The organism is Mucilaginibacter sp. R-33, from assembly GCF_049949235.1.
GTDB lineage: Bacteria > Bacteroidota > Bacteroidia > Sphingobacteriales > Sphingobacteriaceae > Mucilaginibacter.
In genome coordinates this window covers 1800542-1814283 of the sequence record NZ_CP188089.1, presented here as the reverse complement: position 1 = coordinate 1814283, position 13742 = coordinate 1800542, and the positions used below count along the sequence as shown (strand labels likewise).

The 13742-nt window shown below is 42.7% G+C and carries 13 protein-coding genes; 8 read left to right on the top strand and 5 right to left on the bottom strand.

The annotated features are described in order from the left end of the window. Positions 1–24 precede the first annotated feature (24 nt). The 4 genes from ACP26M_RS07645 (at position 25) to ACP26M_RS07630 (ending at position 4780) form a co-directional block, all read left to right on the top strand. On the top strand, positions 25–1056 hold the full coding sequence (locus ACP26M_RS07645) for a LacI family DNA-binding transcriptional regulator (protein ID WP_426587639.1): 1032 nt from the start codon (positions 25–27) through the stop codon (positions 1054–1056). 249 nt (positions 1057–1305) lie between these two features. Next, positions 1306–2628, top strand: coding sequence for a cytochrome ubiquinol oxidase subunit I (locus tag ACP26M_RS07640; RefSeq protein WP_426587637.1), 1323 nt, complete (start codon positions 1306–1308; stop codon positions 2626–2628). After that, the gene (locus tag ACP26M_RS07635; RefSeq protein WP_426587635.1) at positions 2625–3638 is read left to right on the top strand and encodes a cytochrome d ubiquinol oxidase subunit II; all 1014 of its coding nucleotides are present in this window, start codon (positions 2625–2627) and stop codon (positions 3636–3638) included. The genes ACP26M_RS07640 and ACP26M_RS07635 overlap by 4 nt, the downstream gene beginning before the upstream one ends. A 113-nt stretch (positions 3639–3751) precedes the next feature. Then, positions 3752–4780, top strand: coding sequence for a GntR family transcriptional regulator (locus tag ACP26M_RS07630; protein ID WP_426587633.1), 1029 nt, complete (start codon positions 3752–3754; stop codon positions 4778–4780). Between the two features lie 107 nt (positions 4781–4887). Here the strand turns inward: ACP26M_RS07630 and ACP26M_RS07625 are convergent, their stop codons facing one another. The 4 genes from ACP26M_RS07625 to ACP26M_RS07610 form a co-directional block, all read right to left on the bottom strand. Then, positions 4888–6249, bottom strand: a complete 1362-nt coding sequence (locus ACP26M_RS07625) for a 3-keto-disaccharide hydrolase (protein WP_426587631.1) — start codon at positions 6247–6249, stop codon at positions 4888–4890. Between the two features lie 70 nt (positions 6250–6319). Beyond that, positions 6320–7651, bottom strand: a complete 1332-nt coding sequence (locus ACP26M_RS07620) for a Gfo/Idh/MocA family protein (RefSeq protein ID WP_426587629.1) — start codon at positions 7649–7651, stop codon at positions 6320–6322. 318 nt (positions 7652–7969) lie between these two features. Beyond that, entirely contained in the window at positions 7970–8788 is an 819-nt protein-coding gene (locus ACP26M_RS07615) for a peptidoglycan-binding domain-containing protein (RefSeq protein WP_176624758.1), read from the bottom strand. A 164-nt stretch (positions 8789–8952) separates the two neighbouring features. Continuing rightward, positions 8953–9984, bottom strand: coding sequence for an aldo/keto reductase (locus tag ACP26M_RS07610; RefSeq protein ID WP_354482920.1), 1032 nt, complete (start codon positions 9982–9984; stop codon positions 8953–8955). Between the two features lie 149 nt (positions 9985–10133). On the opposite strand from ACP26M_RS07610, the gene ACP26M_RS07605 reads away from it, so the two are divergent. The 4 genes from ACP26M_RS07605 to ACP26M_RS07590 all read left to right on the top strand — a co-directional run bounded on the left by ACP26M_RS07605 (position 10134) and on the right by ACP26M_RS07590 (position 13301). After that, a complete protein-coding gene (locus tag ACP26M_RS07605; protein ID WP_139159937.1) occupies positions 10134–10361 on the top strand; it encodes a hypothetical protein in 228 nt (75 codons plus the stop codon). Between the two features lie 102 nt (positions 10362–10463). Beyond that, a complete protein-coding gene (locus ACP26M_RS07600) occupies positions 10464–10688 on the top strand; it encodes a CDGSH iron-sulfur domain-containing protein (protein ID WP_090525766.1) in 225 nt (74 codons plus the stop codon). A 93-nt stretch (positions 10689–10781) separates the two neighbouring features. Then, a complete protein-coding gene (locus ACP26M_RS07595) occupies positions 10782–11594 on the top strand; it encodes a tRNA pseudouridine synthase A (RefSeq protein WP_426587625.1) in 813 nt (270 codons plus the stop codon). Between the two features lie 408 nt (positions 11595–12002). Further along, the gene (locus tag ACP26M_RS07590; RefSeq protein ID WP_426587623.1) at positions 12003–13301 is read left to right on the top strand and encodes a DEAD/DEAH box helicase; all 1299 of its coding nucleotides are present in this window, start codon (positions 12003–12005) and stop codon (positions 13299–13301) included. 125 nt (positions 13302–13426) lie between these two features. Here ACP26M_RS07590 and ACP26M_RS07585 read toward each other — a convergent pair whose 3' ends face one another. Continuing rightward, positions 13427–13639 (bottom strand): VF530 family DNA-binding protein, encoded by a 213-nt coding sequence (locus tag ACP26M_RS07585; RefSeq protein ID WP_091170888.1) that lies wholly within the window; start codon positions 13637–13639, stop codon positions 13427–13429. Positions 13640–13742 lie beyond the last annotated feature (103 nt).

The following is a 13742-nucleotide window of genomic DNA, read 5'->3' as shown; positions in this document are numbered from 1 at the left end:
ATTTTTTCCAACTTGCACGCTATAATGAAGAAAGTTAAACGCACCACCATTTATGACATTGCCGCTAAGCTCGGCATAACCGCGTCTTCCGTATCAAGAGCGCTGAATAACAGCAGCCAGGTGAACGAAAAAACCAGGGAGCTGATCATCAAAACCGCCGATGAGCTCAATTATAAACGCAACACCCTCGCCTCCAACCTGCGCAAAGGGCATTCAAAAACTATTGGCGTAGTGGTACCGCGGATAAACCAGAACTTTTTCAGTAACGTGATAGCCGGCATTGAGGAAACAACCTATCAAAAAGGATATAACCTCATCATCTGCCAGTCGGGCGAAGTGCATGATAAAGAGATCCAGTGCGTTAATACGCTCATTAACCAGCATGTGGATTGTATTGTGATCTCGGTATCGGCCGATAGCTATGATTACCAGCACCTGCAAAATGTGCTTGACCATGGCATTCAGCTGATCCAGTTTGACCGTGTTGCCGAAGAGCTGGAAACGCTCAAAGTGATCAACGATAACGAACAAGCTTCATTTGAAGCGGTATCGCACCTGATAGAAAACGGCTATAAACGTATCGCTTTGCTTGAAGGCCCCCAAAATCTCAACATTTTTCGCCAGCGAAAAAACGGGTACCTAAGGGCATTAGAAACGCATAAGGTGAAAGTTATAGATGAACTGGTGGTTGAAAATGCGTGGACAAAGGAGCTTGGTGCCGAAGCTACCCGTAAACTGCTTAACCTCCCCCACCCGCCGGATGCTATATTTGCCTCTACATCTGACTTTTCGGCTTTAGGTGTCTTGGAGGTAGCTAATATCATGAATATCAAGGTACCTTCAGAATTGGGTATTTGCGGCTACTCCAATGAAGCTTTTACGGAGATTACCAGTCCATCGATAACTACTATAGATCAATTTAGTGTTTATATGGGCAAAACCATTGGCAACCTTTTTTTCCAGGAGATTGCCAGCATTGAGGTTTCAGTTAAGCCCAAGATCATCAGCATAAAACCTGAGTTGATCATCAGGGGATCGACGGCGCGGAAGGGTTAAAATCCTTCTACTACGTAATTGTGAGGAACAAAGAACTCCCCTGTTAACAGGGCTGTCCTATATAGTTTAGGATTGTTTCGTTCCTCGCAATCACGCTTGTTTTGTATTCTGGCTTTTTTACTAAATTATCCTCATTAATACAACACTCGTCCGATAAAAAACATATTTTAAATTCAATATCGATAAAGATTTAGTTACAGATTTGTTACATTAAGCTTTAATTTCAACCATTATTTAAGTATAACATGTATGGATGATTTTTTAGCTGCCAGATCTCAAATGGCCTTATCCTTAGGTTTTCATATCATATACTCCTGTATCGGTATGGTAATGCCGGTTTTCATGGCCATATCGCATTATAAATGGATCAAAACCCAGGATCCGGTTTATAAAAACATCACTGTAGCCTGGAGTAAAGGCGTAGCTATATTTTTTGCTACCGGCGCGGTATCCGGCACCATGCTCTCTTTTGAGCTCGGGTTGCTTTGGCCCGGCTTCATGAAACACGCCGGACCGATCTTCGGGATGCCGTTTTCGTTGGAAGGTGTCGCCTTCTTTATTGAAGCGATAGCGCTTGGCTTGTTCCTTTATGGCTGGAACAAATTAAATAACTGGGTACATTGGACGGCTGGCGTTATTGTCGGAGTAAGCGGCGTTGCATCAGGTATCCTGGTGGTATCAGCCAATTCCTGGATGAACAGCCCTTCGGGCTTCGATTTTGTAAACGAGCAATATATTAATATCGACCCGGTAAAAGCCATGTTTAACAAAGCCTGGTTTTCCGAGTCGTTGCATATGATCATAGCTGCCTTTTCAGCAACAGGTTTTGCAGTGGCCGGGATCCATGCGCTCATGATCTACCGTAAAAAGAATATCGCTTTCCATACTAAGGCGTTTAAAATTGCCATTATCTTCGGCGCGGCCGCTGCTATATTACAACCTTTCAGCGGCGATTTATCAGCCAAAAATGCAGCTAAGCGCCAGCCCGCAAAACTGGCTGCGATGGAGGCGTATTTTCACACCCAGGAATACGCACCGCTGGTTATTGGCGGCATCCCTGATACAGCTGCAAAAAAAGTGAACTACGGCTTAGAAATTCCCGGTTTATTAAGCTTTTTAGTACATGACAATTTTAAAACGCAGGTGAATGGATTGGATAAAATCCCGATTAAAAATCAGCCGCCGATAGCTGTTACGCACTATGCTTTCCAGATTATGGTTGGGATAGGTGTGTTGATGATGCTGATCGGGATTATTTACTTTTACGAGCTCTGGAAAAAGAAGGACCTGCTCTCCAAACCATGGTTCCTGAAAACCTTTATCTGGGCAACTCCACTGGGCTTTATAGCCCTCGAGGCCGGCTGGACGGTGACCGAGATTGGCCGGCAGCCCTGGATCATACAAGGTGTTATGCGTACCAGCGAGGCAGTTACGCCAATGCCGGGTATCCAATATTCATTTTACCTGTTCAGCTTTATTTATTTTACGCTGAGTGTAGCTGTTATATTTTTATTAAAAAGGCAAATCCAGATGGTGCCTGAATTGTATGACCGTAAAACCGCACAGTCATGATGCTATATATTGTAATCCTATTTCTTTTTGCGGCTATCACCCTCTACTTTTTATTGGGCGGAGCTGATTTCGGCGCCGGCATTATCGAACTTTTTACATCAACTGACAATAAACACCGCACGCGCAAGATCATGTACCAGGCTATCGGCCCTATTTGGGAGGCCAATCACATGTGGCTTATTATTACCGTGGTAGTGTTGTTTGTGGGCTTTCCTGTTATCTATAGCGAAATGTGCATCTACCTGCATATTCCGCTGCTGGTGATGTTGCTTGGCGTTATAGCCCGGGGTACCGCATTTTCGTTCCGTAACTATGATGCTATTAAGGACGAAAAAACACAGGCATTTTATACACATATATTCGTTTATTCAAGTTTTGTTACGCCGTTGTTCCTGGGCATCATTGCAGGCAGCGCCCTATCCGGGCAGATTGATCCTAAGGCCACCGATTTTGTACATGCCTACATATTTAGCTGGTTCAACTGGTTTTCGGTGTCTGTTGGCTTTTTTACCGTGGCACTATGTGGCTTCCTTGCAGCTATTTATATAGTTGGTGAAACGGAAGATATTGACGAAATTAAACGCTACATCCGCAAGGCGAAGATTATGAACATTGCTGCCGTAATATGCGGTGCATTGGTATTCCTCGCATCTCATTTTGAACATGTTCACCTCGCTAACTGGATCTTTGGTAATCCTGTAAGTTTAGTTGCAGTAATAGCTGCAACCATTTCATTGGGAGTACTTTATCTGATCATATCACACCGCAGGAACAGGCAGTGGATCAGGGTACTTGCAGCCTTCCAGGTATGTATGATATTGATATCGGTTGGGTTTTCGCGATTCCCGAGATTTGTTATTTTTAAGGACGGCAGCTCCATGTCTTTACTTACCGAACACGCCAACAGCAATAGTATTGATGACCTGGGGATCGGTTTATTGGTGGGTAGTTTGTTTATACTGCCGGCGCTGGGGTATTTGTATTACGCGTTTAAGAAGAAAGACCGTTGATTTTTTTGATTACGCTGATTTCGTTGATTCTGTATTGATCGATAGTTTGATATAACCATCCTTGTCTATCCTGTTGTCGACAGAGTTTTATTTTCAAATATTACATTTGTGTTGTGAAGAATTATTTAAAGATCCTGTCAATCGACGAATATTCCATTACGCCTAAGTACCTGCAACTCTCCAATGCTATTATCAGGGCCATTGAAAGCGGGCAGATTGTAAAGGATGATATGCTCCCTTCTATCAATGATCTCAGCTATGCACTGGATACTTCACGTAATACCATTGAGCGCGTTTATAAGGAACTGAAGGAGAAAGGCATAGTAAGCTCAGTTCCGGGAAAAGGCTTTTTTATTTCCAATACCGATTTTCAGAAGCCGCTTAAGATCTTCCTACTGTTCAACAAACTCAGCGCGCATAAGAAGATCATCTATGATGCCTTTGTAGCTACTATCGGCGAGCAGGCTGCTATCGATTTTTATATCTATAACAACGATTTTTACTTTTTTAAAAAGATCATTGCCGAAAGTATCCAGAGCGACTATGCCAAATACATCATTATCCCACATTTTTTAGATAATGAAACCAAGGCTCATGAAATCATCAACACCATCCCTAAAGACAAGCTAATTTTACTGGATAACCTTGTACCTGGTGTAAACGGTAAATTTGCAGCGATATATGAGAATTTTGCTACAGATGTTTATGAAGCGCTGAAGAACATGTTGGATAACCTGAGTAAATATCATACGCTCAAGCTGATTTTCCCCGGTAAAACCTATCATTCTAAAGAGATCATGAAGGGTTTCCTGAATTTTTGCAGGCAGTATGCTTTTGAGTATGATATCGTTGAAACGCTATCGACAGAAACAATCCAAAAAAATACGGTATATATCAGTCTTACTGAGGATGACCTGGTTGAGCTCATTAAAAAAATCATCGCTTCCGATTTAAAAGTGGCTAAGGACGTTGGCGTGATATCCTACAACGAAACAGCGCTTAAAGAGATCATCCTTGACGGTATCACCACCATCTCAACCGATTTTAAACTAATGGGCAGCAAAACCGCCGAGTTTGCGTTGAATAACTGCCACGAGCATTTTGCAGTGCCGTTTACGGTGAGGTTGAGGAGTTCGTTGTAGCACCCTAACCTCCTAAAGGGGGAACGATAGTTTAAAAGTAACGATGAATCCGGACTTGCGAAGTTTTAAAACTTCGCAAGTCCGGATTCCGCAATTTGAAGCTATTTTTATTTTAAGTTCTTAACCTTAATACTTCTAAAAAACACCTCATTGCCATGATCCTGTAGCAATAAATGGCCCTCGGGAGCTTCGCCGAAGTTTTTCCAGATTTTGTACTTGCTGATGGCTACCAGGTCGCGAAAAGCTTTTGAACCACGGTCGTATTCCAGCACTTTAACACCGTTCAGGTAGTGCTCAACATGGTTGTTTGGATATACTACCACACGACCAGTATTCCAGGCACCTATCGGGTGTACAAAACGTTCTTGTTTATTTGCTTTAATAAGGTCATACAACGAGGCTAATGTACGGTCGCCATCACGGCCAAGTTTGGCATCGGGATGCAGTTTATCATCAAGTACCTGATACTCCAGGCCAATAGCCGATCCTTTGGTAACTTCAGACAGTGTTACAAAATACTTAACGCCACTGTTGGCACCGGGAGTAAGCTTAAACTCAAACGACAGGTCAAAAGCGCTATAATTATCATCAGTTACGATATCGCCGCCGCCTGATTCTTCTTGTCCTGCAGATGGCAGCACGTGCATAGTGCCGTTAGCATATTCCCAGCCTTTTTCAGGAAAACCTTTGAGGGTTGCACCGCGCCAGCCGGTATTGGTTTTGCCATCATATAATAATTTCCAGCCATTTGCTTTTTCGGCCGTTGTTATGCTGTTTGGTGTAAGGTTAACAACATACACATCCTTTGGAAAAGGGGTGGCTTTTAAATTGTTGGGCTTTAGATTAATATTTTTAAAGTATACCTTTTTGCCTGCCTGTTTTTCCTCACTTACCGCATGCACCTGTAAAGCGATAAAACCTTTGCTGTCGATAGTATCAACAACATCGCTTGCAGGGACGCCGTTTACCCATGTTTTCATCTCGTTGCCGATACATTCAATTTTAATGTGATTGTATTCGCCTACTTTAAATGCATCTTTGGCTTTTGGGTTGAGATCCAGCGGATAAAGCCAATCGCGCCGGCCTTCGTCATAAATACCACCAGTCCATTTGCGTGAGGACGGGTCTATTTCAAATTGCCTGCCATAAACCTTCCCTTTGCCTTTATTACCCTCAGGGTCAAAATGGCTGCGGGTTTGCACGCCCGAATTACTTAACTCACTTTCAATTTTTGCATCCAGCTCTAATATAAAATTACCGTATTCCCTTTCGGTAACTAAAAATGAATTGCCAGAGTTGAGCACAGTAGTGCCTACTATGGCCCCGTCTTCTACTTTATAATCGGCGTTGCCGGCAAGCTTTTTCCAGCCTTTAAGGGTTTTACCATCAAACAGTTTGGTTTGCGCGTTTACCGGACTGAATGCCGTTGACGCCAAAAGCATAATTGCAGGGTAGATTATTTTTTTCATATTTGATATTGTCTTGTTTGATTAAAATAAATCGTCATTGCGAACACGAAGCAACGACGTAATTAAGAAATTACACTTTCACTTCCCAACCCTTTTCATACTCCCTGCGCCAAAGCTTTTGAGCTTCGGGGTCATTTAAAATATGACCATTATTTGGATCGATATGCAATACACGATCAACGCGATATGAGATATTGCCTAATTGCGGCAACAGGGTTGATTTGAAACCGATCTCAATCGGGCAGTTCAGTTTATCTGTCCCTCTTACTGAATCGACAAAGTTTTTCATGTGGAAGCCATCCAGCGCCTCCGTTGGGCTTACCTTGTTGGTGCCATCAACCTTGGTATAATCTTTAACCTCTTTTACCAGTTTGTTATCACCGTCGTAAACCCGGTAGCTATTGCCGCTATCATAAAAAAGAGTTCCTTTATCTCCATAAAACACTACCCCCCTGCTTAACTTTTCGATATCGAAGCCATTGCAACTGCGGCATTCCCATTCTGCTGCCGTGTTATTGGGGAAATTGTAAAGAATGTTTTGCGTATCCGGCGTTTGCCAGTCGTCATTAAAATGGAAGCGGCCGCCTGTTGATACCACTTTGCTCGGGTAATCAACTCCAAGCCCCCAACGAATCACGTCCAGTTCATGCGTACCATTATTCAGGGCCTCGCCTGTGCCCCAGTTCCAAAACCAGTGCCAGTTATAATGGATCAGGTTATCCTGGTACGGCTTTCGTGGCGCCGGCCCCTGCCACAAATCATAATTTAAATTGGCAGGTACAGATACCTGTTTGCCTTTACCAATACTTGCGCGATGATTGGTATACCAGCCCTTTGCATAGTAAGTACGACCGATCACCCCATCATGCAATTCCTTCACCATGGCCTGCACATTGGAGAATGAGCGGCGCTGGCTGCCCATTTGCACCAGTCGTTTATATTTATTTGCTGCTTCAACGGCCATCTCTCCCTCGTGCGGATTATGACTGCAAGGCTTTTCTACATACACATGTTTGCCGGCCTGGCAGGCCATAATGGTTGCGGGTGCGTGCCAGTGATCGGGCGGGGCAACCACTACTGCATCAAGATCCTTTATCTCCAGCATTTTGCGGATATCTGTTAATCCCTGCGGCTTTTTGCCTGTTTGCTTGTAGATGGCATCAATCGTTTTTGCAACTACGTTTGAGTCAACATCGCAGATATAACCTATCTCTACATTGGGTAACTTGGCAAAGCTTTGAGCAAGGTATAGTCCCCGGCTGTTAGTGCCCATCATTCCCAATACTACTTTTTCGTTGGGCGATCCTTTAAAAAATCCGGTAGCTTTTGATAGTTGCGGCGCAAGCAGGAAACTTGTACCAGTTACAGCAGTGGATTGAATAAACTTTCTACGATTGATCATATTCAAAACAGGTTAATTGGGTTGATAAGCGCGCCCCGGCGGACTGCGCCGCAAATTAGCTAAGTTTTGGAAAGGGCTAAAGCTATCCGGCCATTTTTTTATGGAGCAATTGTAATTTAACTGTTACTTAATTGACCTGAAAGCGAAGATCATAAATGTTATTTAAGCAGAAAGCCTAAGGCTGAAAGCGAAGTAGTCAACCTTAAATAATTTCGACTATCAAACTATTGGCTTTAGGCTTTCAGCCTTAAGCTTTTAGCTTTTAAAGCGAAAAGCCCCATCAAGGGGCTCCGGGAGTATTAATTTGCAGGACATGCTCTAAACAAGAGGTTGTATCGAAAAAACATCGAGCTTTGAAGATTGAAAATTACGTACACGTTTGTATACGCCGTTGCCGTTGCTGCTTCCATCGGTATTGGTATTTCCTTCAATAGTATCAAATAAGTCGCCATGTACGCCAATAACAATGCCTGTATGTACCCAGTCGTTAGGCGTTTTCTGAACCAGGAAAATATCGCCGGGCTTTACTACAGCAGGATTAGATCTTACTGTTGCAACACGGCTTAACAAACCTTTATTAATGCCGGTAGTACCAACAGTATCGCAACTGTAGGTTAGCGGCATAAGTGTACGAAAATCTTTTCCTAACTGGCTTGCAGCCTGGTCAATAATGGTTTGTACAAAACCCATGCACCAAAACCACTCCGTTCCTTCATTATTATCCATATAGGCCCGCACCCAGGGACCGCAATTACTTTGCCCCTTAACAGTAAGTTCAAATGGTGCGTTGCTTAAATGCTGTATAGCCGTATTCACAACCAATTCCCTTAAGCCGGTACCTGCAACTGGGCTTTTAAATGCTTTTATCATGGGTTGGCATAACTCACCGAAAACACTACTGTCAACAATGCCGGTTTGCGGCAGGTTTTTTGCCTTCTGGAAATTCTTAACCGCTGTTTCGGTACCCGGGCCAAAGCTCCCGTCAATGCCTGTTGCTGTACCTGCCGAAGGGTTGGTAACCGCATACAGGTTAAGCCAGCTTTGGATTTTACTTACTTCTTTTTGATTGTTTGAGGCACTGCCTTTTTGTTGGGTAGCTGATATAGCTATTTCTTTAAGGTATTGTTTTTTAATCATAAAGGAAAGGTTAATAGTGATAAGGTTTAGATATCGTAATAATGGATATTTTATTACCTTCAAAAGCAAAGCTAAAGCAATCATTACAACTATAACAGCGTACTGTTACGGGATTTAACAGGAAAGCTTACGTAAAACTACGTAAGCTTTCCTGTTAATGATTTTTAATATTGTATTGGCAGCGGTACCAGCTTTAAGTTCTGGCGCTGGTGCCAGTATGGATATATTGGGTCTACCTCGCTGGCGGCATCCAATTTTTTAACCTGCTCAACCGTCAAATTCCATCCTATGGCGCCGAGGTTTTGCTTAAGCTGCTCTTCGTTACGTGCGCCAATTACCAGGTTGGCAATAGTAGGCCTTTGCAGTAACCAGTTCAATGCTACCTGTGCCACAGATTTACCGGTTTCTTCAGCAACTTCGTCAAGCACATCAACGATGGCATATAAATGCTCAAAATTTGTGGCCGGACCATGTGCGCCACCCTGCACGGTCCTTGAGTTTTCGGGGATCGGCTCTCCCCTCCTGAATTTTCCGCTAAGCTGGCCGGATGATAGCGGGCTCCAAACAATAGTGCTTACTTTTTGATCGATACCTAATGGCATCAGCTCCCATTCAAACTCGCGGTTAAGCAACGAATAATATGCCTGATGGGCTACATAACGGCTCCATCCATATTTTTCAGACACCGACAGTGATTTCATTAAATGCCAGCCCGAAAAGTTTGAGCAGGCAATGTAGCGCACTTTACCGCTGGTCACCAAATCATCAAGTGCCCTTAATGTTTCTTCAACCGGGGTGTTGGCATCAAAGCCGTGCATATGATAAATATCAATCCTGTCGGTATTTAAACGCTTAAGACTGTCCTCAGCCGATTTGATCAGGTGATAGCGTGATGAGCCGAAGTCGTTAACCCCTTTTCCCATCGTGAAAGTAGCCTTGGTTGAGATCAGTACTTCATTACGGATACCTTCCAGAGCCTTACCTAATATTTCTTCAGAGATGCCGTGCGAATAAACGTTTGCGGTATCAAATAAATTAACACCTGCATCAAGGCAAATATTTATTAGCTTCTTTGCCTCGTCAACCTGGGTATTGCCCCATGCCTTAAAAAACTCATTGCCGCCGCCAAATGTGGCTGTGCCAAAACTTAATACCGGCACCCTTAAACCGGATGCGCCTAATTGTCTGTATTCCATAGTTTAATGTTTTTGTGATGTAATGGCCGCAGCCTGTATCGCAAATTTATGTTGAATGGATCGCCCGGTGGGGTTTTTGCGCATCATAAGTTTGTCATTTATGGCCAGTGTTTCATTGCAGAGCAGTAAACAAATCTTAGTTTTGAGTAATGATTGCAGACCCGCTAAGCGTTTCCCTTTTTGAGATGAGGCTGGAAGAAATCCATCGCCGCGATCCTATGCTAAGGTATGAAATCAGTATCCGTGATTTCATAGCGTTATTTCCGCTTAAAATAAAAAATGGCAGACCGTTAAAACCCGAACAGCCTTCCTCCTTTGCACTCGACAGGGATGTGTTTTTGCAGGTGCTTGTAGCGTTTAACCAGTCATTCAACTAATTAATCCGCTCCCCCTGCTTCGTCCAATCAGGAACACTTCTAAATAACAAATAAACAATTTTGACGGCTTGTCAAGTTTTAACTTTGGCCAAAATTTAACACATGGAGAAAACTAAACTTACCATTAATAATAACGGTTCGGTTAAAATAGAAGGCGATTTTGAAATTGTTGATATGCAGGGTAACGCTTACGGCTTACAGGGCCGTACTGTGGTTTCTATTTGCCGTTGCGGCTTATCAGCAAACAAACCATTTTGTGATGGTTCGCACAAAGGCCATTTCGAGCATAACGCTATCGCATTTGATCTGCCTCCAAAAAAAGTATAAACAATTGTTTTATATACATTAAGCCCGGTGTTTAATTACATTGGGCTTTTGTTTTATACACGATTTTTAAAATAATCTGCATTTTTGAAAACTATGCTTAAATCAACAAGGCGGCACTTTTTTCATATAGGTTATCATGGCGCCAGGTATTCGGGCTGGCAAAAACTTTCAAAAGCAATTACGGTGCAGGAGGTGATTGAAACGGCCCTTTCCAAAATCCTGAAACAATCTGTTGCCATTAATGGTTGCGGCCGTACCGATGCCAAGGTGCATGCAAGTCAGTATTTTTTTCACTCAGATATTCCTGATAATTTAGATTTCGACCTGCTATTTCGCCTTAACAAACTGCTACCGGATGATATTGCTGTATTTGATATTATCCCGATGCAGGGCGATCCGCATGCCCGTTTTGATGGCGTAATCCGTACCTATGATTATTTCATCCATAATTATAAAGACCCATTTCTTAGTAACTTCAGTTCACTTTATCCGGATCAGGATCTTGATTTGGATGCAATGAAAAAGGCTGTTTCCATCCTGCCTCATTACACCGACTTCCGCGCCTTATGCAAAACGCCCGACAGGATTGAGCACACTATTTGTCACGTAAAATCTGCAGGGCTTTATATCGACGGCAATGGAAGCAAACTCAGATTTAACATTACCGCCAACCGTTTTTTATATAAGATGATCAGGATCACCGTTGGTCGCCTGCTTGAAATTGGCAAAGGACAGATGAGCACAGATGAATTTGAGTTTTATATTGCCAACCAACAAACACCTAAAATCATTATTCCGGCACACCCCCAGGGCTTGTATCTTTCAAAAGTAACGTATCGTTACCTTGATCTTGAACCGCGGTCGGCATTTTCACTGCTCAACAGTACAGACTGGTACCCCCTATAACATTTATTTGTCATGGCAAACGCATGTAAATGAGGGGTTAACAGGGTTAACACTTTTTAAATAAAACGCGTTTAAATAACTAACATTAAGACACTTAAGCCGAAGCAAGGGTTACACTAAACTGATGTTTTTGAGCACTTAAACATGTCCGAATGTTTGTGGCTATTATCGGCAAAAGCAGGTACACATAAAACCAGGAACATTAACCGCGATCAGGCCATAAAACAAGTATCATTTGATGCTGATTGCTCACCAACATCATAACCTTATTTTGTTAGCGATCTTATAACAAGTCGTCGCCGCTAAATATTTAGACGCAGTTCCCCGCCGTATCTGCTGATTTTTAAAAATATGACGCGTTAATTTGGTACTTTTGCACCCTCATTTTAAATTTTAATAAGTATCCTGATGGCGTGGTCTGATAAATTGAAGCTTAACAAACAATTATTGCGTTCGGTAAATGAAGCCGGTTTTGCAAACCCTAAAGAGCTTCAGCTTAAAACAATCAACCGCATAATTGGCGGGCAGGATATTATTGCCATTGGTCCTGAGGGCAGCGGAAAAACCACCACTTATGTATTAGGTATATTAAACCGCTTTAACTATGCCCCCGAAGGTGTTCCGCGTGTATTGGTGCTTGTACCGGAAAAGGAACAAGTGGTTGCTGTTATAGAACAGTTTGACAGGCTTAACAAAAATAAATCTATCCGCATAGTTGGCCTGTACGTCACCCCTGGCTTTGAAAGCCAGATGGATGAGCTTGCCGACGGTGCCGACATTGTTGTAGCTACTCCTGACAGGGCAAGGGCCATCTATCTTAAACTGGCCTTAAATTTAAACAAAGTTGATTTGATGGTTATAGATGATGCCGACCAGATCGTAAAAAAAGGTTTGCAATTACCGGTTGTTGAACTGGCGAACAGTATTGACAAAGGCCAGCACCTGGTGTTTACCGAGGTGATGCACGCCAAACTCGAAAAAATGCTTGATCCGTTCATGAGGCAACCGGCTACAATTGAGGTTGATGAACTGGGCGAAACGGCTATTGAAACCCATGAGCAGCTTTTATATAACGTACCAAACTTTGGCACCAAGCTAAACCTGCTCAATTTATTCATGTACGATGAAGAACTGTTTACTAAAACCATTGTATTTGTAAACACCCAAACAACTGCCGAGAAGCTTTTTCAAAGTCTTAAAAGCCGTTTACGTACCGGTGTAGCATACTTAAACCCTAAGTTTTTCGACTCAAAGGGGTTCAAGACCATTGAAGAGTTTAAAGCCGAAGCAGGTGCAAGGATCCTGATCGTGACTAACGAAAATGACGAAAACCTTAACCTAAGCGGTATCCCCTTCCTGATCCATTTTGATTTGCCGGCAGATAATGAACTGTTTATTAGCCGTGTGGCAAATCCTAATCCTGACGATAAGGAAGAAACGCTGGCAATGACATTTGCTACTGATATTGAGTTAAGCCAGGTGAAAAAGATTGAGCAGATGATAGGGAATAAAATCCCAGTAGCCGAGCTGCCGGATGACCTGGTGATAGTAACCGAGTCGAAGCCTAAAAAAGCGGATGCTAAAGAAGATGTTAAACCTGCAGGTGTTGGTGAAGCTTTCCACGAAAAAAAAGCATCAAATGCAAAAACTTATAATTTAAGTGCCAGTACCAAGGCTAAAATGAATAAAAAGAAAAAGCACGGGTAGTTATATCCCAATGTCATTCAAAACTTGTTTCGGCACCCAATAAGCCAGGTGGCCAATTTGCTCGGCAAGGTTGCTTAGCAAAAGAGGTGTTGAAACAAGTTCCAACATGACATTTTGCTGTGATATCACACTATCTCCAAATACAACTCTTCTACCTTTTTTCTTGCCCAATCGGTTTTTCTCAAAAATTTGAGGCTTGATTTTATACTTGGATCATCGTTAAAACAATTGATCCGGATCCGTGTCCCCAACTCTTTCCAGCCAAAGTGAGCTACCAGTTCATTTAGGATCATCTCAAGGGTTTTGCCATGTAAGGGGTTATTGGGCTGTTGCTGCATATGGCAAAAGTAAATGTTTGTTTTGTTAAAATGGTATAACAAAATTTGTTGCCCTGCCGTTTAAATAGTAAATGATATTAGCTGATATTTAATAAACGGTAAA